Origin of the sequence: Sagittula stellata E-37 (genome assembly GCF_039724765.1) — a bacterium.
Lineage (GTDB): Bacteria > Pseudomonadota > Alphaproteobacteria > Rhodobacterales > Rhodobacteraceae > Sagittula > Sagittula stellata.
On the sequence record NZ_CP155732.1, the window covers coordinates 38,506 to 57,326 of the forward strand.

At 64.2% G+C, this 18,821-nt stretch carries 23 protein-coding genes; 6 read left to right on the forward strand and 17 right to left on the reverse strand.

Annotated features, from left to right (window positions below):
* Positions 1 to 105: 105 nt before the first annotated feature.
* From ABFK29_RS24435 to ABFK29_RS24465, 7 genes are all read right to left on the reverse strand, one after another.
* Positions 106 to 699: an ABC transporter ATP-binding protein gene (locus ABFK29_RS24435; protein ID WP_040605260.1), complete on the reverse strand. Its 594-nt coding sequence runs from the start codon at positions 697 to 699 to the stop codon at positions 106 to 108.
* Positions 696 to 1,448, reverse strand: a complete 753-nt coding sequence (locus ABFK29_RS24440; protein ID WP_005864204.1) for an ABC transporter permease — start codon at positions 1,446 to 1,448, stop codon at positions 696 to 698. The genes ABFK29_RS24435 and ABFK29_RS24440 overlap by 4 nt, the downstream gene beginning before the upstream one ends.
* Before the next feature lie 13 nt (positions 1,449 to 1,461).
* A complete protein-coding gene (locus tag ABFK29_RS24445) occupies positions 1,462 to 2,436 on the reverse strand; it encodes an ABC transporter substrate-binding protein (protein WP_005864205.1) in 975 nt (324 codons plus the stop codon).
* Between the two features lie 102 nt (positions 2,437 to 2,538).
* Complete coding sequence (locus ABFK29_RS24450) at positions 2,539 to 2,802, reverse strand: PepSY domain-containing protein (RefSeq protein WP_005864206.1); 264 nt, start codon at positions 2,800 to 2,802, stop codon at positions 2,539 to 2,541.
* 11 nt (positions 2,803 to 2,813) lie between these two features.
* A complete protein-coding gene (locus ABFK29_RS24455) occupies positions 2,814 to 3,254 on the reverse strand; it encodes a hypothetical protein (RefSeq protein ID WP_005864207.1) in 441 nt (146 codons plus the stop codon).
* A 44-nt stretch (positions 3,255 to 3,298) separates the two neighbouring features.
* Positions 3,299 to 4,270, reverse strand: a complete 972-nt coding sequence (locus tag ABFK29_RS24460) for a YVTN family beta-propeller repeat protein (RefSeq protein WP_040605261.1) — start codon at positions 4,268 to 4,270, stop codon at positions 3,299 to 3,301.
* 11 nt (positions 4,271 to 4,281) lie between these two features.
* Positions 4,282 to 5,469, reverse strand: coding sequence for an ABC transporter substrate-binding protein (locus ABFK29_RS24465; RefSeq protein WP_005864209.1), 1,188 nt, complete (start codon positions 5,467 to 5,469; stop codon positions 4,282 to 4,284).
* A gap of 156 nt (positions 5,470 to 5,625) precedes the next feature.
* Between ABFK29_RS24465 and ABFK29_RS24470 the strand changes: the two genes are divergently transcribed.
* Genes ABFK29_RS24470 through ABFK29_RS24485 form a run of 4 tightly spaced genes read left to right on the forward strand, consistent with a single transcriptional unit; the run spans position 5,626 to position 8,405 of the window.
* Entirely contained in the window at positions 5,626 to 6,114 is a 489-nt protein-coding gene (locus tag ABFK29_RS24470) for a DUF3280 domain-containing protein (protein ID WP_005864210.1), read from the forward strand.
* Positions 6,111 to 6,659, forward strand: a complete 549-nt coding sequence (locus tag ABFK29_RS24475; protein ID WP_005864211.1) for an SRPBCC family protein — start codon at positions 6,111 to 6,113, stop codon at positions 6,657 to 6,659. Before ABFK29_RS24470 ends, ABFK29_RS24475 begins: the two co-directional genes overlap by 4 nt.
* Positions 6,625 to 7,599 (forward strand): beta-propeller fold lactonase family protein, encoded by a 975-nt coding sequence (locus tag ABFK29_RS24480; RefSeq protein WP_050772505.1) that lies wholly within the window; start codon positions 6,625 to 6,627, stop codon positions 7,597 to 7,599. The genes ABFK29_RS24475 and ABFK29_RS24480 overlap by 35 nt, the downstream gene beginning before the upstream one ends.
* On the forward strand, positions 7,596 to 8,405 hold the full coding sequence (locus ABFK29_RS24485) for a quinoprotein dehydrogenase-associated SoxYZ-like carrier (protein ID WP_005864213.1): 810 nt from the start codon (positions 7,596 to 7,598) through the stop codon (positions 8,403 to 8,405). The genes ABFK29_RS24480 and ABFK29_RS24485 overlap by 4 nt, the downstream gene beginning before the upstream one ends.
* Positions 8,406 to 8,574: 169 nt before the next feature.
* On the opposite strand, the gene ABFK29_RS24490 is transcribed toward ABFK29_RS24485, so the two are convergent.
* The 7 genes from ABFK29_RS24490 to ABFK29_RS24520 form a co-directional block, all read right to left on the reverse strand.
* Positions 8,575 to 9,132: a PQQ-dependent catabolism-associated CXXCW motif protein gene (locus ABFK29_RS24490; RefSeq protein ID WP_005864214.1), complete on the reverse strand. Its 558-nt coding sequence runs from the start codon at positions 9,130 to 9,132 to the stop codon at positions 8,575 to 8,577.
* A complete protein-coding gene (locus ABFK29_RS24495; RefSeq protein WP_005864215.1) occupies positions 9,129 to 9,974 on the reverse strand; it encodes a substrate-binding domain-containing protein in 846 nt (281 codons plus the stop codon). Before ABFK29_RS24495 ends, ABFK29_RS24490 begins: the two co-directional genes overlap by 4 nt.
* Entirely contained in the window at positions 9,958 to 10,497 is a 540-nt protein-coding gene (locus tag ABFK29_RS24500; protein ID WP_005864216.1) for a c-type cytochrome, methanol metabolism-related, read from the reverse strand. The genes ABFK29_RS24495 and ABFK29_RS24500 overlap by 17 nt, the downstream gene beginning before the upstream one ends.
* Positions 10,498 to 10,581: 84 nt before the next feature.
* On the reverse strand, positions 10,582 to 12,384 hold the full coding sequence (xoxF5, locus tag ABFK29_RS24505; protein ID WP_040605234.1) for a lanthanide-dependent methanol dehydrogenase XoxF5: 1,803 nt from the start codon (positions 12,382 to 12,384) through the stop codon (positions 10,582 to 10,584).
* A 112-nt stretch (positions 12,385 to 12,496) separates the two neighbouring features.
* A complete protein-coding gene (locus tag ABFK29_RS24510; RefSeq protein WP_005863970.1) occupies positions 12,497 to 12,901 on the reverse strand; it encodes a c-type cytochrome in 405 nt (134 codons plus the stop codon).
* Between the two features lie 27 nt (positions 12,902 to 12,928).
* The gene (gene fghA / locus ABFK29_RS24515; RefSeq protein ID WP_005863972.1) at positions 12,929 to 13,753 is read right to left on the reverse strand and encodes an S-formylglutathione hydrolase; all 825 of its coding nucleotides are present in this window, start codon (positions 13,751 to 13,753) and stop codon (positions 12,929 to 12,931) included.
* A 6-nt stretch (positions 13,754 to 13,759) separates the two neighbouring features.
* Positions 13,760 to 14,872, reverse strand: coding sequence for an S-(hydroxymethyl)glutathione dehydrogenase/class III alcohol dehydrogenase (locus tag ABFK29_RS24520; RefSeq protein WP_005863974.1), 1,113 nt, complete (start codon positions 14,870 to 14,872; stop codon positions 13,760 to 13,762).
* A gap of 166 nt (positions 14,873 to 15,038) precedes the next feature.
* Between ABFK29_RS24520 and ABFK29_RS24525 the strand changes: the two genes are divergently transcribed.
* Entirely contained in the window at positions 15,039 to 15,647 is a 609-nt protein-coding gene (locus ABFK29_RS24525; RefSeq protein WP_005863976.1) for a hypothetical protein, read from the forward strand.
* Here the strand turns inward: ABFK29_RS24525 and ABFK29_RS24530 are convergent, their stop codons facing one another.
* Positions 15,648 to 16,688, reverse strand: coding sequence for a quinoprotein relay system zinc metallohydrolase 2 (locus ABFK29_RS24530; RefSeq protein WP_005863978.1), 1,041 nt, complete (start codon positions 16,686 to 16,688; stop codon positions 15,648 to 15,650).
* A 165-nt stretch (positions 16,689 to 16,853) separates the two neighbouring features.
* Between ABFK29_RS24530 and ABFK29_RS24535 the strand changes: the two genes are divergently transcribed.
* Positions 16,854 to 17,618 carry a quinoprotein dehydrogenase-associated SoxYZ-like carrier gene (locus ABFK29_RS24535; RefSeq protein WP_430459352.1) on the forward strand — a complete coding sequence of 255 codons (765 nt, stop codon included), beginning with the start codon at positions 16,854 to 16,856 and terminating at the stop codon, positions 17,616 to 17,618.
* Between the two features lie 4 nt (positions 17,619 to 17,622).
* Here ABFK29_RS24535 and ABFK29_RS24540 read toward each other — a convergent pair whose 3' ends face one another.
* On the reverse strand, positions 17,623 to 17,982 hold the full coding sequence (locus tag ABFK29_RS24540; protein ID WP_005863982.1) for a hypothetical protein: 360 nt from the start codon (positions 17,980 to 17,982) through the stop codon (positions 17,623 to 17,625).
* Positions 17,983 to 18,146: 164 nt separating this feature from the next.
* Positions 18,147 to 18,821, reverse strand: a complete 675-nt coding sequence (locus tag ABFK29_RS24545) for a hypothetical protein (protein ID WP_005863984.1) — start codon at positions 18,819 to 18,821, stop codon at positions 18,147 to 18,149.

Here is an 18,821-nt window from a genome sequence, read left to right on the forward strand (position 1 = left end):
CACCGACTATGCGGAATATCCCCCATGTTGTGTGTCCGTCCGGCCCGGTTCCCCAACATGCTGCACCGCAGCCTTTGCGCTTTGGCACCGATAAGCGGAATTATGTCAACCCACATGCGTCGCGGGTTTTCCGCGCAGTTCGAGGATCCGGTCGGCAAGACGCTCGGCCTCGGCCCGGGCGTGGGTGACGAACAGCGTGGCAGGCCGGGTCTGGGCAATCAGCGCCTCTGTCAGGTTCATCATCTGGTCGGCCATCTCCGTGTCGAGCGAGACGAAGGGTTCGTCCATGATAAGGAGCTCCGGCCGACCGGCGAAGGCCCGGGCCAGAGACAGACGCCGCTGCATGCCCAGCGACAGCTCTCCCGGGAAAGCCGCGCCGCGTCCCGCCAGCCCGACGCGGTCGAGCGCGGCCTCGGCCCCCGCGCGGTCGAGATCGGTGTGGGTCAGCAGCAGGTTGTCGACGGCAGAGCGCCATGGCAGCAAGGTCGGTTCCTGAAAGACGATAGCCATGTTTTCAGGCCGCTGGACCGTGCCTTCGAAGCGGTCGTCGATGCCCGACACGATGCGCAAGACAGTGGACTTGCCGATGCCAGATGGCCCGACCAGCGCGACGGTCTCACCCGGCTGGATGTCGAAACGCACGGGGCCAAGAACCTGCGTGCCGCCAAAATGCTTGGATTGGATGTCGATCCGGATCACGTGCCCCTCCACCGGCGCACGCGGCGCTCCCAGGGTTGCAGGACCAACCATTCGACCACCAGCATCACGGTGATGAAGGAGAAGGCGTAGACCAGCACCATCCGCACATCGAAAAGCTGAAAATACAGGTGGATCTGGAAACCGACGCCGGAGGACCGCCCAAGAAATTCCACCACCAGCACGATCTTCCAGATCACCGCGATGCCGGACCGGGCGGCGGCGGCGATGAATGGCGCAAGCTGCGGCAGGGTCACGTGCCTCAGCCGCGCCCATGCCGACATGCGATAGACCTTCGCCATAGCGTCGATCTGCGGATCGAGCGCGCGCGCGCCCTCGCGGATCACGGTGGCGACGTTGGGAATCTTGTTCAGCGTGACAGCCAGGATCGCCGCCGTCTCGTTCAGTCCGATCCACAGGTAGCAAAGCACGATCAGCACGAGGGCGGGCAGGTTCAGGAAAATCACCAGCCACGGATCGAGCCAGTGGTTGACAGCCGGGTATCGCCCCATGACCAGCCCGAGCGTGACACCTATGGCCATCGCCAGCGTAAACGCCCAGACGACCCGAAGCAGCGTGGCGCCCAGGTGGTAGGGCAATTCACCCGACACGGTTTCCCGCCAGAACGGGCGCAGCAGCGACCATGGCTGCGGCAGCACGGTCGCGTCCGCCGTCAACCATGCCGCGACGACCCACAACACCAGCAGCCCGAAGAGAGACAGGGCCGTCACGCCCGCGTGTGTGTCCTTCATCGGGCTGACCGCCTCACTTCAGATCGGCAAAGAGCCCTGCGGGCACTTCGGTGGCCTGCCCGACCAGTTCCTCGCCGCCCAGCTCGTTCATCAGGGCCAGCATCTTGTTCGCGCCCTCGATGTCGATCGGGCCGCGCGCCGGGATGCCCGCGATCCAGTCGGCCTTGAGCTGTTCGAACTGGGCGTCGTTGCTGGCGTTCATGTCCGGGCGGATCGCCTCCCACGCCTCGTCGTTTGTGGTCAGCAGGTCCTTGGCATCGCGGCTGGCGTCGTAAAGCGCCTGCGCAAGGCCAGGGTGTTCGTCGAGGTAGCTTTCCTTGAAATAATACCCCAGCAGCGGCGTGTCTGTGTTCAGCCCGAGCGCCTTGCCCGCCGTCGCGACCGAAATCACCTCTTCCATGCCGGCGGCCTTCATCTTGGCGAGGAAGTGCCAGAAGTTGATGGCGCCCTGCGTCTCGCCGCCGAGCGCCGACTTGAAGATCAGCGGCGGCGCGCCAAAGACCTGCTCCGTCTCGGCCTTCAGGTCCATGTCGTATTCCTGCTGCGCGTAGGCACGCAGGATCAGCCACGACTTGTCGAGCGGCCCGCCCGCGATGCCGATCTTCCCACCGGCCAGGTCCTTCAGGCTTTCGATCCCGGCCTCCGGTTTTGCAACGAGACCGCCAACCGCCTTGGAATACGGCACAAAGACGTAGTCCTTGCCGTCGGCGCGCTGCCGGGCGACCCAGATCCAGTCCGCGACCGCGATGTCGGCTTCGTCCCCCTCTACCGCGACGCGGGTCGCGCCGTTGTCGGCGTAGGGCTGCATTTCAAGGTGGAACCCGTGCTTCTCGTCAAAGCCCTGGTCGATGATGGTCTGCAATTCCCAGTTCACCGTACCGATCTTGAGCGTGGCGGCCCGGATCGTCGGCAGGTCTTGTGCCCATGCAGGCAGGGCCACGGTCAGCGCAAGCGCGGTGGCACCCGCGCGTGTCAGAATGTCGAACATGTCTTCCTCCCCTTGAGACAAGGGGGAGGCTGTCAGGCCTCCCCACTCATATTGTACGGCACGGGCAACGGTCTTCACCCGGTTCTTTGGTCGCACATCCGCCTATTCCGCGCGACGTCCGACCTCGTTCAGATCCGCGTCCAGTTCAATATCGAACTGGTTGCCGCCCTTGCAGATGACATCGTCCAGCTCATAGCCGCCGTCGTCCTCCATCTCGATGTCGTCGGGTGCCATCTGGCACTCCATGTCGGTCAGCATCGACATGATGGCGTCGACGGTTTCCTGCGGGATGCCGCCTTCGTGACTTTCCGCAAAGGCGGGTGTGGCAAGGGCAAGGGCCGCGCAGGTGAAGATGATACGTTTCATTGTTGGTTACCTCACTGGATGGAAAACTTGATCTGCTGGGTTTCCCCGGTGGAACCGGGAATTTTCATCACGTGCGTACCGGGCTTGATCGCGATGAAGGACATCTCGACCACGCCCGCCTTGTCGAACTCGATGGAGTCGATGGCCATCGGCCGAACCTCGATCTTGTTGATGACGATCTCGTTCATCCAGATCGCCCGGAAAAAGGACGCGCCCTCAACCGCCAGCTCCGCCGATCCGTCGGCCTCGATCACCAGCGTGTAGTAGGCCCCGGACTGCAGCGTGACGTCCTCGCCAAGCGGCTTGCCGGAGGCCAGCGTGATGTTGATGTCCTCGCCCCGGTTGCAGGCGGCCAACAGCCCGGCAAAACCCATGTCGTCGCAAAGTGGCGCGGCCATGGCGGGTGTGGAAAGCGTGGCGGCCACGAGGGCGGCGGTCAGGCGTCGGATCATTTGGTCTTTCTCCCTTGTCGTGTCTGCGCCGGCGAAAAACCGGCTCAATCGATCACCGCCACGCCCCAGGGCTGCTGCCCAACCTGGACGGACTTGATGGCCTTTTCGGCGGCCACGTCGATCACGGTGATGTCGTTGGAATTGCCGTTGGTGGTCAGCAGGTACTTTTCGTCCGGCGTGAAGGCGAGCTGCCAGACACGCTGGCCGGTCATGATGTAGTCGATCACCTCCAGGCTCTCGCCGTCGATCACCGCCACCCGATTGGCCGGGCCAAGCGCCACGAAGATGCGGCTGCCGTCGCCGGTGACCTTGATGCCCACGGGTTGCAGCCACTCCGGCAGAACGCCCGGCACCTCGAAACCGATCTTCTTTACGAGGTCGGGCGTGCCGTCCTCCGCGATGTCCATCACAGACACGGTGCCGCCGATCTCGGCTGAAACGAACAGCCGCTTGCCGTCGTCGGTGTACTGGGCATAGCGCGGTCGCTGGTCGACCAGCACGTTGTGCTTGATCTTGTAATCCTCGGTCGAGATGAAGTGCGCCATGTTGGTGGTCTCGGAGGTGTTCACCACCCACTTGGCATCCGGGCTCATGCCCATGCCCTCGGGCTCCACGCCCACCGGCACCTCGGCAATGATCGTATGGGTCGTGGTGTCCGTCACCGTCACCAGGTTGTCGTCCTCGTTCGCGATGTACAGCCGCTTGCCCGACGGCTCGATGATGAACAGCTCCGGGTCGGGGCCGGACGGCAGACTTTCGAGTTCTTCGTAGGTTTCCGTATCGAACACCCTGACAAGGTTGTCGTCGGAGGCGCAGACATACAGCTTCGCGCCATCCGGCGACACGGTGATCCCGCGCGGACGGTTGCCGCCCGGAAACTCGGCCAGCACCTCCCACGTGTCGGTGTCGACGACGGTGATCGTGTTGCCGCGCTCGTTCGACACAAACGCCTTGCCGGCGAGCGCGGGCGCAGAGGACAGGGCGATCAGGGCGGTGGCAAGCATGAGGCGTTTCATGGCGGTCTCCGTCAGTTGAAGGCGGTACATTGGGATTCGGGACGGTCCAGCCCCAGCGTGTCGAGGCTGGAGACCTGATGGAGGAAGCCGTCCTGAGGGCTGACACTCACGGTGATCATGCCGTCGTACAGAAGGATCGGCTGGCGCAACTGGCCGTTCCAGTCTCGGAAGGTGACCTTCTGCCCCTTGAACGCCGCCAACTCGAACTTGTCCGACAGCGCATAGGCCTTGATCTCCATCGGGTCCGCGGTGCTGGCGCGGGTCACGGCCTCGCCGATCACCCGCAGGGCCAGCCAGACGTTGTAGTCCGCCGGTTGAACGTACCGGCGTGTCAGCTCTTCGAAGCGGGTCTGGTACTGGGTGGCGCCCCAAGCCTCGTGCGCGCCGTGGAAGGTCACGGGACGCAAACCGCCGGACCCCATCACCGGTCGCGGGTCCCAGAGGTTATAGGACAGGTAGCGCGCGAAATAATCGGTAGCATCCGCGGCGATCACCACGTCGTGCCGCGACGCGCCTTGCGTATCCAGCGGCAGTTGACGCTGCACCATTGCATGCCCGGTGTCGGTGCGCCGCGCGCCGCCGGTGTCCTCGATGGTCCGTTCGTCGACGATGCGGGCGCCGAACTTGTTGGCCGACCGCCGGTAGGATTCCGCCAGCGAAAGGTCCGCCGGGTTCGAGCCTGAGATCAGGAACCAGCGGTCCCACTTCTTCCAGATCGCGAACTGCGCGACGGCGTCGGTGGTCATCTGGTCGGAGGGCGCGATGTGCAGGAGGTTCGACCGGCACGCGCCGCTCCTGAGGACGGTGTCCGGCGCCGTGGCGTTCAGCACCAGCGCCCCCTCTTCCCCGGCGCGACGGGTCAGACGCAGAAGGTCTTCACGCTCCGCCATCACGACGATAAGCCGCCGCCCGTCCGCAAGGATTTCCTCCAGCGCCGCATCCGCCTCTTCCGGCGGTACGGCGACCGTGGTGGTGTCGTAGGTGTTGCCCAGGAAACTTCCGGTCGTGTTGTTGTCCTCGTCGGCCAGCATCGCCCCGGCAAAGCCGAGGTCCGGCGCCCTCAGATCGTAACGCGACACCGGCAGCAGGCGCGGGTAGTCGATCCGCAGCACGGCGGCCCGCACCTCCACGGCCATGGCGCGGCCCGAGGCCGAAAAGATCATCAGCGCTGCCAGAAGCAGCGTCAGCAGTCGTGCCATTTGATCCTCCCTTCGCCCGTCTTCGCTGACGGGTCTGTCGGAAAAAGACCCTTTCAAAACGGGGTCTTTTCGCAACCGATACCTTTGGGCGTGTTGCCAGCCAAACCCTAGCCCAGCCACGATGTCTCTCGACTCTTAATTTCTAAGAAGGGGGCCATGCGGCGCTTCGCGATCTTCCTGTGCCTGACATTGGCCGCTCCCTGCGCGGCCGACGAGAAGATTGCGTTCTTCGGAATCACCCTCCTCGACGGCACGCTTCAGACCGCGACGGGCGGCCACGATGCAGAAGAAGCCCGCATCGGCGCGCTGGAAACCCTCGTCGCCGACCGCTTCCGGAAAGAGGGATACGACCTGGTCGATATCGCGCCCGTGGCAGAGAAACTGGATCGGGTGGCAAACCCGGCCAAGTGCTACGGCTGCGACGCCCGGATGGCCAGGGAACTGGGCGCCGACTACGCGCTGGTCGGAGAGGTTCAGAAGATCTCCAACCTGATCCTGACCATGAACCTGCAATTGCGCGACGCGGACACCGGCGAGACGGTGAAGGGCCGGGTCGTCGACATTCGCGGCAACACCGACGACTCCTGGATGCGCGGCATGCGCTACATCCTGAAGACGGCATTTTTCGAAAGGGAGGAAAAATGAAAAGACGTCATTTCCTGATGACCGCGGCAGCCGCGGGCCTCGTGCCCGGCATGGCGCTGGCGCACGGACCGACGCGCCAGAAGGTCACCGTGACGACCGAGGTTGCAGCCGACCCGGCCGAGGTCTGGGCAGCCGTCGGCGATTTCCAGGACATGTCCTGGCACCCCGCGGTCGTGTCCTCGACCGGCGAGAACGGCAACGAGATCGACGCGACACGCGACCTCTATCTGTCGGACCAGGGGGCCGACGGCCCGCTCCTGAAGGAAGTGCTCTACAAGTACGACGCCGAAAAGATGACCTACTCCTACCGCATCCGCGAAGACAATGTGGAGGTCCTGCCGGTCACCAACTACTCGTCCCACCTGACGGTCAAGCCGCGCGACGGCGGTGGCTCCATCGTCGAATGGCGCGGCGCGTTCTACCGCGGCTACCCCAACAACGATCCGCCGGAAGAGTTGAACGACGAGGCCGCCATCGCTGCAGTCACCGCCGTGTACCAGGCCGGGCTCGATGCCCTGGTCGAGCGGTTCGGTGCGGCGAGCTAGGCGCACCCTGGCCGCGGCCCTCGCCGCTGCGGTGGTCGGAACGGGACCGCTGTCGGCGGGGGACCGCGCCTTCGTCACCTGTCAGAACGGCGACGCGCTCAGCGTCATCGACCTCGGGACGGGCGAGGAAGTGGCGCGCTGGGACGTGCCGGGCAAACCGGCCGGGGTTGCCGTGGCCTCCGACGGATCGGTCTACACCGTATCGCCCGACAGCAAGACGGTCCGCCATCTGTCGCCCGACGGCGCTCTTCTGGCCGAAACCACGCTGGACGGCGGCCCTATAGGCATCGTGCTGGACGAGGCCCGGGGAAGGCTCTTCGTCTCCGACTGGTACAACGCCCGGATCTGGGAGTTGACAGCCGTCAACCTGTCAACGCTTTCGCAACTTTCGACCGGTGCGGCGCCCGCCGGTCTGACCCTTTCGCCCGATGGCCGCTTCCTTGCCTCTGCCGACAAGGACGCCGACCAGGTCTCCGTCTTCGACGCCGCAGCGCTAAAGGTCGCACACCGGATCAAGGTCGGCACCCGCCCCTTCGGCCTGCGTTTCGCCCCGGACGGGCGGCTGTTCGTCGGCAACGTGGGTTCGAACGATGTGACCGTGCTCGACCCAGCCAGTGGCGAAACCCTCGCCACAGTGCCGGTGGGCGAACGCCCTTACGGCGTGGCCTTTGCGCAGGGGCGCGCCTTCGTGACCAACCAGTACGCAAACACCGTCTCGGTGATCGCGCTCGGCGATCTGTCGACCGTCGCCACGCTCGATGTGGGAGAATACCCCGAAGGCATCGACACCACGCCGGATGGCGCACATGTGGTCGTCGCCAACTGGTTCGAGAACACGGTCGAAGTGATCGACGCAAAGAGCCTCGAAATCGTCGACGCCATCGAGACAGCCGACGGCCCCCGCGCCTTCGGCCGCTTCATCACGGGAGGAACGGAATGAAAGAACTGGTTTTCGCGGTGCTGCTCGGCACCACTGCCCTGCCCGTCTCGGCCGGGGAAGCGTGGGACTCCATTGCGCTGCAACTCTACGGGGACCGCGCGCTGTTGGACGGCGGCGACATGATCGCGATCGACGCACCCTACCGGACACAGAACGACAGCCGTACACAGATTGCCGCGATGGTACGCGCACCCGAAGGCCTGAACATCGGCACCGTGACGCTGGTGCTGGACGAGAACCCGATGCCGGTCTCGGCGGTCTTCGCACTGGACACACCCCTGCCCTCCTTCTTTTTCGACGTGACCATGCGGGTGAACGGCCCAACCCCGCTGCACGTGGTCGCCGAAACCACGGACGGCCGCCTCTGGTTGGCCGAAGGCTTCGTGAAGACCTCCGGCCAGGGCGCCTGTGCCGCGCCGCCGGGGACCGACCCCAAGGAAGCGCTGGCGACGCTGGGCGAAATGGAGCTGGAACTTGCGGACCTTCTGCCCGGTGCCGACACCAGAGGCCGGCTCGAAGCGCTCGCCAACAGACAGAAGCGGCTCGACGTGGACATCTCGCACCCCTCGCACTCGGGAATGCAGATGGATCAGATATCCTTGTTGTACATTCCCATGCGCTATGTCGAGGACGTGCAGATCGACCTCGACGGCGCGGGCTACGTGGATGTCACTGGCTCGATCTCTCTGTCGGAAAACCCGCGCCTCGGCATGTCCGTCCCCGGCCGCACCCGGTCCGTCGATGTGACGATGACCGACACAGACGGCACGGTTGCCACGGCCCACAAGGACATCGCCGGGTTCTGAAGACTACGTCGTATCCTGAAAGGTCGTTCGCATGCCAAGGGGGCTCCGCCCCCACCGCTCCGTCGGAGCGCCTCCCCCGAGGTATTTTTCGCCAAGATGAAGGGGGCAGAGACGCTGCTTCATCTTGGTCCAAATACCTCGGGGGGAGCGAAGCGGGGGGCGGAGCCCCCTAGTCCGCCTGGGGTTGTCCTTCCATCGGGGTGACGCGTTCCACCGGGTAATCCATGAAGGTCCAGCCGTCCGTACCTTCGGGCAGCCAGTATACATCGGTGTAGCCCCATTCGTGTGCGCGCTTCGCGGCGTTCCAGCTCATCCAGCAGTCGTCGAGGCAGAAGAAGACAACCGGATAGGAAAGATCGCCAGATGTCGCCTTCTCCAGGCCGCGGCGAAAATACTGCGCCGTGACGTCGGCGATCGCGCCGTAGCCGACATTGGGCAGCCAGAGCGCGCCGGGGATCGTGTCGTGGGGTTTGTCGCGCCAGATCGTGCCTTTCGGCAGGTTCGGCGGGCGCGGGGCCTGTGGCAGCACGTCGATGAAGGCGGCTTCGCCCGCCTGCCACATCCGGTAAGCCTCTTCCGCGTCGAGCACCGTGCCGCCTGACAGCGTCTCGGGCACCGGCGCGCGGAAGTCTTCCATGCGGTAGCCGTCGGGTTCCGGCACCCCCTTGGCGCCCACCGGCGCGGCGAGGCCCGAAAGGATCAAGACCAGCGCCGCGACGGGTTTCATTGCATCACGTCCAGGACCGCATCGCCCATGTCGTTGACCATCGGCACGCCGGCTTCGGCGAGTATCGCGTTGATCTCGTCCTGGTGGCGGCGGATCAGGGAGTTGAGCTTGCGCTGCCAGACCTTCTCGCCCTGCCGGACGCCCATGGTGATGCGATAGTACATCTTGGGCGGCAGCGTTTCGTGGATCAGCGGGATGACCTTCAGGTCGGGGTGATCGGACTTCACCAGCGGCCCGCCGATCGGGCCCCAGAGGATCGCCGCGTCGATCGTCCCTTCGTCGAGGTCGTTCAGCATGTTCTCAGCCGGGCTTTCATAGCGGCGGTCGACCACGAGCGCATAGGGTTTCGCCTTTCCGATCAGGCCGTTGCGGGCCATGTGGTCGGCCGGGGGCGAGCCCGCGATGATGCCGATCCGCTTGCCCTTCAAGGCCTCGTCGGAGAGTGTGGTCACATCGGCCAGATCGCCCTCCTTCGGCACGATCAGCGCGAAGACGGAGGTCAGGTAGTGGTTGGTGTTGAGGACCAGTTCGTGCCCCTGCGCATAGCCCATGATGACATCGCAGGTCTTGGCCTTCAGCGTGTTGCGCACGAAGCCGGTGGCCATCGGATACCAGGTGTAGGTCACCGGCAGGCCCAGCTTCTCGCCGATCAGGTCGGCCAGCTTGTTCTCGTACCCGGGCTGTTCCTTGCCGGACATCGGCAGGTTGCCCGGGTCGGCGCAGACGCGCAGGCTCGACGTGGACACGAGGTCCGAGGTCTGCGCCTCTCCGCGCGCGGCCCAGCCAACGAGGCCGGACAGCGCGAGGGTGAAGCACAGGGTTATCTTAGCCCATGCACGCATCTTCCTGCTCTCTGATGAGGTCGGATTTCGCTTCCTTCTTCGGCGGGCGGCCACGCGGCACCGCGTCCATACCGCGGGCGGACAGGTAGACATAGATGTCGTTCAGGTAGCACATGACGTTCTGGTTGTCGCCGAAGTGGGGCATGACGGAGTTGCCGTTCTGCCGTCCGTTCACCACGACATCGTAGAAATCGTAGTATCCCATGTGCACGGCGGAGTTCTTGATCTTCGGTGCATAGGAAGAGCCTTCGCCATCCGGTCCGTGGCAGACATGGCATTCGGAGTGATAGCGGCGGAAACCGGAGAAGGTCAGCCAGTCGACCGTGCCGTCCTCGGCCACGTTGTAGGTCGGGATGTCTTCCTCGTTGTAGTAGATGCCGCCGTCCTCGTAGGACACGGCAAACTCTGCCTCGTGGTCGGCCGGCTTCACCGGCTGGTCGCTCCAGCTCTGGGCAGCCGCCACGGCGGGAAGCAGCGCCGAGGCGGCCACTGCTGCAAGAATTCGGGATGCGTGGCGCATCATGTGGGATCACCTTTCGGCTGTGTCTTGGAAGGAGGGGCCGGCACGCGGCTTTGGCGTGCCGGCCCCAGGTGCGGAATGGTCAGATCAATCCGGCAGTGCGAACACGGTCAGCTGGCCGCCGAGCGCGGTGTAGTCGCTGAGGGCCGCGTAGCCGCCCACGGCACCCAGACCGTCGTTCGGGTTCGTCAGACCGGCCGCGAGACCGATGCCGGCCCAGCCACCGATACCCGAGAGGATGCCGATGTACTGCTTGCCGCCCTGCTCGTAGGTCATCACGTTGCCGATGATGCCCGAGGGGGTCTTGAACCGGTAAAGCTCGTCACCCGTCTCGGAGTCGATGGCCTTCAGGTAGCCTTCGAGCGTGCCGTAGAAGACCACGTCCCCCGCGGTTGCCAGGGCACCGGACCACACGGAAAACTGCTCAGGCAGCGACCACTTGATCTCGCCGTTGATGTTGTCCCATGCGATGAAGTTGCCCATGCCGCCGTGGCTGTCCGGCGCCGGGTACATCGCAAGGGTCGCACCCACGTAGGGCTGACCTGCGGTGTAGGACACGCGGAACGGTTCGTAGTCCATGCAGACGTGGTTGGTGGGGACGTAGAACAGCTCGGTCTTCGGGCTGTAGGCCGCCGGCTGCTGGTCCTTGGAACCGAGCGCCGCCGGGCAGATGCCGGTGGAGTTGACGTCCTCGCCGTTCTGCTCAGTCGAGTACTGCGCCACCACGGCCGGACGGCCATAGGTGTCGGAGTCCGGGTCCATGTCGACGCCGGTGGTCCAGTTCACCGCCGGGTCGTACTTTTCGGCCACCAGCAGTTCACCGGTCACGCGGTCGAGGGTGTAGCCCAGACCGTTCCGGTCGAAGTGGGTCAGCAGCTTGCGCTGTTCGCCGTCGACTTCCTGCTCGGTCAGGATCATCTCGTTGACGCCGTCGAAGTCCCATTCGTCATGCGGGGTCATCTGGTAGACCCACTTGGCCATGCCGCTGTCGATGTCGCGGGCCATGATCGTCATGGACCAGCGGTTGTCGCCGGGACGCTGCGACGGGTTCCACGTCGACGGGTTGCCGGTGCCGTAGTAGATCAGGTTCTCTTCCATATCGACCGAGTACCAGCCCCAGGTGGTGCCGCCGCCGATCATCCACTGGTCGCCTTCCCAGGTGTTGGTGCCGGAATCGGCGCCCACGGGTTCGCCCAGGTTGGTGGTGTTTTCCGGATCCATCAGGATGTCTTCGTCCGGACCCATGGAGTAGGCGCGCCATTCCTGCTCGCCGGTTTCCATGTTGTAGGCCGTAACGGAGCCGCGGACACCGAATTCGCCGCCGGAGATGCCGACGATGACCTTGTCCTTGACCGGCAGCACGGTGGCGGTGTTGGTCTCGCCGATGGACGGGTCGCCGTTCTGCACTTCCCAGACCACTTCACCGGTGTTCGCATCGAGCGCGACAACCTTGGTGTCGGCCTGGTGCAGGAAGATCTTACCGTCGGCATAGGCCACACCGCGGTTCACGGTGTCACAGCACATCACCGGGATGACGTCCGGATTCTGCTTCGGCTCGTACTTCCAGATGATCTTGCCTTCCTGCGTCAGATCGAGCGCGTAGACAATGTTCGGGAACGGCGTGTGCACGTACATCACGTCGCCAATCACCAGCGGCGAGCCCTCGTGCCCGCGCAGAACGCCGGTTGAGAAGGTCCATGCCACCTGCAGGTCGCTGACGTTGTCCTTGTTGATCTGATCAAGTTCGGAATAGCGCTGGTTCTTGTAGTCGCCGGTCTGGATCGCCCACTGAGCGGGGTTATCCATCTGCTCAATCAGATCGCTGTTTGCCATCGCCGTGGTGGCGCAGCAAAGGGCGATGCCCGATGTGAGAAGCTTTAACGATTTCATTGTCTTCCTCCCGATGTGGCGTGTTTCGCCGTTTTCTGGCCGGGTCTTTGGGACCCTGCCGGTTGACACCGTGCCGCCGGTTCTCTCCCTCCCGGCGGCACGGCGAATTCTTTTATTCCCCCATCTTGTGGGTCATGAGGAACGCGATCACGTCGGCGCGCTCTTCTTCCTTGCGCAGGCCGGCAAAGGCCATCTTGGTGCCCTTGGCATAGTCGCGCGGCTTCTCAAGGAAAGCGGCGAGGTCTTCGGGCGTCCAGGTCTTGCCCTCCGCGCCCATCTCCTTGAGCGTGTCGGAATAGGCGAAGTCTTCGACGCTTGCGACCGGGCGGCCAACGACCCCGTTCAGGACAGGACCGACCTTGTTCTTTGCGTCCTCGCCCACGGCATGGCAGGCTTGGCACTTGCGGAACACGCGCTCGCCCTTCTTGGCGTCGCCGTCCATGCCGCCATGGCTTTCTGCCGCGGCAAGAACGGGAAGCAGGGTCAGTATCGATGCGCCGATGAGATGTTTGATCATAGTTTTTCCTTGGTGGTCTGGATTGCTCTAGTTGAGCCGCTCTGCATGCCACGCGATGTGGTCTCCGGCGAACGAGTTAACGAAGAAGTACGAATGGTCGTATCCCTTCTGCATCCGGAACGTGCCGGGTTGGCGGCAGCGGGTCATCATGCCCGCCAGGGCATCGGGCTTCAACAATTCTAGAAACTGATCGGCCCCTCCCTGATCGACCAAGATATCTCCTTTCCAGCCTTTGTCTTCTAGTAACAAGGTCGCATCGTGATCCGACCAGGCCGCCTCGTCGTCACCAAGGTAAGCCGAGAGTTGTTTGCGGCCCCAATCGCTCTGCGTCGGATTGGCGATCGGAGCGAAAGCGGACAGGCTATCGAACAGGTCCGGGTTGCGCATCGCAATGGTCAGGGCGCCGTGCCCGCCCATCGAGTGTCCGGTGATCCCGTGCCGGTCGAGGACGGGAAATCCCTTGGTCACGATGTCCCGCAACTCGTTCACGACATAATCGTACATCCTGAAATGCGGCTTCCACGGGCTGCGCGTCGCGTTCACGTAGAACCCGGCGCCCTGCCCCAGGTCATAGGCATCGTCGTCGGCAACGCCTTCGCCGCGCGGCGAGGTGTCGGGGAAGACCACCGCAAGACCGTGACGCGCGGCGTGTTCCTGAAGGCCGCCCTTGGTCATGGCATTCTCATGCGTGCAGGTCAGTCCCGACAAGTACCACAGGACCGGCACCGGCGACTCCTCGGCCTGCGGCGGCAGATAGACGGCAAACGTCATCTCGCATCCGCAGGTGTTGGAGTCGTGCTTGTAGACGCCCTGCACGCCTCCGAAGCAGCGATTTTCGGAGATGGTTTCCATGACGCCTCAGAACTCCACGACTGCGCGGATGGACTTGCCCTCGTGCATCAGTTCGAAGCCGTGGTTGATCTCCTCCAGCTTCAGCTTGTGGGTGATCATCGGGTCGATCTCGATCTTGCCCTGCATGTACCAGTCGACGATCTTTGGGACATCCGTGCGCCCCTTGGCGCCGCCGAAGGCCGTGCCACGCCAGACGCGACCGGTGACAAGCTGGAAAGGACGGGTGGCAATCTCGGCACCCGCGGGCGCCACGCCGATGATGATCGACTCGCCCCAGCCCTTGTGCGCGCATTCCAGCGCCTGCCGCATGACCTTCACATTGCCCGTGGCGTCAAAGGTGTAGTCCGCGCCGCCTTTTGTCAGTTCGACCAGATGCGCAACCACGTCGCCGTCGATCTTCGACGGGTTCACGAAATCGGTCATGCCGAAGTGGCGGCCCATCTCTTCCTTGTCGTCGTTCAGGTCGACGCCGACGATCTGGTCCGCACCCGCCAGCCGCAGGCCCTGGATCACGTTCAGACCGATACCGCCCAGACCGAACACCACGGCGCGGCTGCCAATTTCAACCTTGGCGGTATTTATGACGGCGCCGATGCCTGTCGTCACGCCGCAGCCGATGTAGCAGACCTTGTCGAACGGCGCGTTCTTGTCGATCTTCGCCAACGCGATTTCCGGCACGACCGTGTGGTTCGCGAAGGTCGAACAGCCCATGTAATGGTGAATCGGCGTGCCATCGAGCATCTTGAAACGGGTAGTTCCGTCCGGCAGCAGACCCTGACCCTGCGTCGACCGGATGGACTGGCAGAGGTTGGTCTTCGGATGCAGGCAGTATTCGCATTCGCGGCACTCGGGCGTGTAGAGCGGGATCACGTGGTCGCCGACCTCAAGGCTGGTCACACCCTCGCCGACTTCGATCACCACGCCCGCGCCTTCGTGGCCGAGGATCGCCGGGAAGATGCCCTCAGGATCGTCGCCCGAGCGGGTAAATTCGTCGGTGTGACAAAGACCTGTCGCCTTTATCTCGACCAGAACCTCTCCCTTCTTCGGGCCTTCCAGTTCCACTTCCATGATCTCGAGGGGTTTGCCGGCCGCAACGGCCACGGCAGCGCGTGTTCTCATCTCTGTCTTCCTCCCTGGCCCGGGCGTCAATGCGCCCGGACTGTTTGATCCGAGTATGGTGGGCTGCGGTATACCGACACAATGCAGACCATCGGATGCATTCGGTCGGCATGGACAGCCGGGGGTGCGCTTTGGCATCCTTGTGCATCAAGGGAGGACTTCCACCATGCTGACACGCAAGGCACTTTTTGCGCTGGCCTTATGTGCCGCCACACCGCTTGCCGCCGCCGACTACTCCGACCCGACCTGGCCCTGCATTCAACGAAAGGTAGAGCGCCTGTCGGAGGGCCTGATGTGGCCGCACCCGATTCCCGAAACCATGCCGGAAGACCCGGCGCTGAGACGGGAGATCGAACAGCTCGCCGCGAAACTCGCCATCCGCCGTATCGAGGTGCCCGACCTTCAGGCCGACGTCACGGCCTTTGCCGAGCGCAACGGAGGCGATCCCGCGCTTCTGGGGCTGGTCTTCGAGGAGACCTTTGCAAGTCTGAACGGCCGCCGCTCCCGGATCATCGGCGGCATCGGGGATTTCTCGCTAAGCCAGATTTCCCTGTCCGAACGCATCGAGGCCGCCCGGCAAGAGATGGACACGGAGATGGCGCTGGACGACCCGGATTTCGACAAGGTCGACGCGCTGGAGGAACAGCTGGACTGGGACCAGACGATCTACACCGACCGCCAGCAGTCCATCACCTACCTCTGCGAAACGCCGGTGCTGCTGGAAAAGCGGCTCTACGCGATTTCGCAACTGTTGCAGGGCGTGGTGTCCGGCTGATCACTCCCATTCGAGTTCCGTAAAGGCGACGGTGGCGTTGCGGGCGTTATAGGCATCGAACAGATCCCATGCGTCGCGCTCGCTTTGAGCGATATGCGTCACGGCCTCGCCCAGCCGGTCGCCCGCATCGATGGCCGCGCGCGTGTCGCGCGCCAGCGTGTCGAGGTAGCGCTTCAAAGGCGCGGCGCCCTCGGGCCAGAGCAGGATGGGTCCGCCATGCCCGGGCACCGCTTGCGTCCCCTGCCCTTCCAGTTCGGCAAGGACCGATTGCCAGCCGCGCAGACTGCCGTCCAGCGCGGGTGTGTGAAGGTCGAACAGCAGGTCTCCCGCCAGAAGCGTTCCGGTCGTTTCGTCGAAGACCGTCAGGTCCACGGTGGTATGCGCGGCGGGCCATGCGTGCAGCCGCAGGACGCGCCCGCCGAGGTCGATCCGGTCGGCCTCGGCAACCGTCCGCGTCACCTTTGGCGTCTCCGTCCCGAGCATGCGCTGCGCGCCCACCAACCTGTCGAGGCTGTCGAGGTAGTTCTCTTCCCGGTCCGCCAAAGCGCGCGGCAGCCCTTGATGACCGACGATCTCTGCCCCGGCCTCTGCGAAAACGGCCGCGCCAAAGACGTGATCGGGATGCACATGTGTCAGGATGACATGGCTGACCGGCAACGGGGTCTTCGCCCGGATCGCCCGCCAGAGCGATTCGCCGATCCAGCGCGCCGACCCGCTGTCGATCACGGCAACGCTGTCCCTACCGATCACGATCGCGAGATTTGAGACATCGCCGCCGTTCTCTGCGTCCGGCTCCTCGATCAGCCCTTCGTGGACCCATACGCCCGGCGCCACCTCTTCGAGGTCCAACACCGGCCCGGCCGGCACGCAAGTCGGGACGCCCTTCACAACGCCACGGGAAAACACCGGTCCGTCAGGCGGTTGCGCCGCGATCTTCGCCTCGCATTCCAGCTGCGTCCCGGCCTCGTATCCCGGCAACAGCACATTGCGGCAGGTGTCGCCCCCCGCTGTCAGGCACAGCATGACAACCGCTTCGAACATGGACCTTCCTCCCTCGGACAGCCTGCCACAGCCACGGTGGCAAACCACACAGACTTATTGCCCGCTATCGCGATGCCGGTCCGCGTGTCACGCTTCGCGACACACCATGCAAAAGGAGGAGGTATGGCACACACTTTCAGACTGGCCACCGCGCTGGCCCTGTTGATGGCCGCTCCCGCCGTGGCAGGGACGGTGGAGAACCCGCTCGTCCCGGGCCAAACCTGGGAGGATCTGCGCTTCGACGTGATCGGCGACGCCGTGATCTCCGACGCCGAGAGCCCGCTTTCCATCGACGCCCCCTATCGCGCGCACGATGCGGCGACGGTGCCGATTGTCCTTAAGCAGACCAACCTGACGGCCGAGATCGACAAGGCGACGGTGGTGATCGACGAGAACCCGGCGCCGGTGGCGGCAGAACTGACCTTCGGCGCCGCGATGGCACCGGTGGATTTCGAACTGCGTGTCAGGGTGAACCAGTATTCCAACGTTCGCGTGCTGACGGAAACGCCGGAGGGCACATTCATGTCAGGCCGGTTCGTAAAGGCGTCGGGCGGCTGCTCTGCCCCTGCCTCCCGCGATCCGTCCGAGATGATGGCCAACCTCGGCCAGATGAAGCTGCGCCTTTTCGGTGAGCCGGAGATGTCGACGGCCCGTCGCGAGGCACAGATCATGTTGCGCCATCCGAATTATTCCGGCTTGCAGCGCAATCAGGTGACGCAACTGTTCATCCCCGCCCACTTCATCGACCACATGGAGGTCTGGCAGGGCGAGGAAATGCTGTTCACCATGGACGGCGGCATCTCGATTTCCGAAAACCCTGCGTTCCGTTTCTCCTACACCGACAACGGCGCACCCGCCCTGACGGTGAAGGCGACCGACACCGAGGGCAACGTGTTCGAACAGAGCCTGCCGAAGGACGCGCAGGGCTAGCGGATCAGAAGCAGACCACCTCGGCCTCGGCCTGCGCCCGGCGCAGGTCGGTCACGAGGTTCTGCGCCGCGACCGCACTGTTGAACACGGCCATGCGCTCCCCCCCTGTGCGGCGCATCGACAGCACCGTTTCAGCCTGCAGGTACTTCTCGTAGGGCAGAATGGAGGCGATCTCGTCGATCGAGCAGGAGCATTTTTCGAGCGTCAGCCGGGACCGGCCATTGGTCGCCATGCAGGCAAAGACGTAGTCCGCCCGTGCTGCCGTGGGGTAATCGTTGTAGCGCTGCGCCATGTCCTGCGCCTGCACGCCGCCCGGCATGACAGTCAGCGCGACCGCACAGAGCGTGGCGCTCACCCGAACCATCCCCGATAGCCCGGATTGCCCGAGAACCGCCGCACGGCGGAAACCGGTTCTTAACCCTTCTGTTCCGAAGATAGGGGAGGGAAGACGGGGCAATAACCGCTTGTTTGCGACGCGGAGCGTCTGTGCACCACGGGACGGCCTTGCGTGGTCAGTTAGCGCATGGGTCATTCCGAACCCTCCGCCTCCAGGCTTTCGAAGTCGATCTCCGACCGGTAGACTGGCGCGCCCTCTTCGCCCGGCACCTCCGCCACGAGGCTCAGATACCAGCCCGGCACGTCCTCGGACATGGTGACCGCCAAAGCAAGGTCCCCGAAGCCCTGCATGCGGTCACGGTTCGGATCGTTCTCGAAAGGATGCAGCACCACCGTCTGCGTCGATACCGAGCGGCCATCCAGCATGGCCTCGCCCTCGACCACTTCGCTGGGGCGGATCAGCGCCTCCTTCACGCGGTTGCGGATGTAGAACGGGCTGCCGCCCGCAGCCTCGGCCATGTCCCGCACCACGGTTTCGTAGAAGTACATGATCATCGGGTTGCCGACGCTGGCCGGGAACTTGCCCAGGCCCCGGTGTTTGCCGTTCTGGCGAAACTCCAACTCCGCCATCAGGGCTTGCTGCTGCTCGAACGACATGCGGATCGTACCGGTGTCGCGCACTGCGGCTTCCGGTTTCAGCGCGTTCACCACCTCGCGCGTGTAGCTCAGCGCCTTGTCCTTTCCCACCGGATCGAGCGTGCCCGAGCGGAACAGCAGGTCGTAGGTCTCCTGTCCGCCCAGGGTCTCTGCCGCAGCCGGTCCGGCCAGCCCGAGACAGAGCGCGGCGAAAAGCATCGTCTTGCGCAT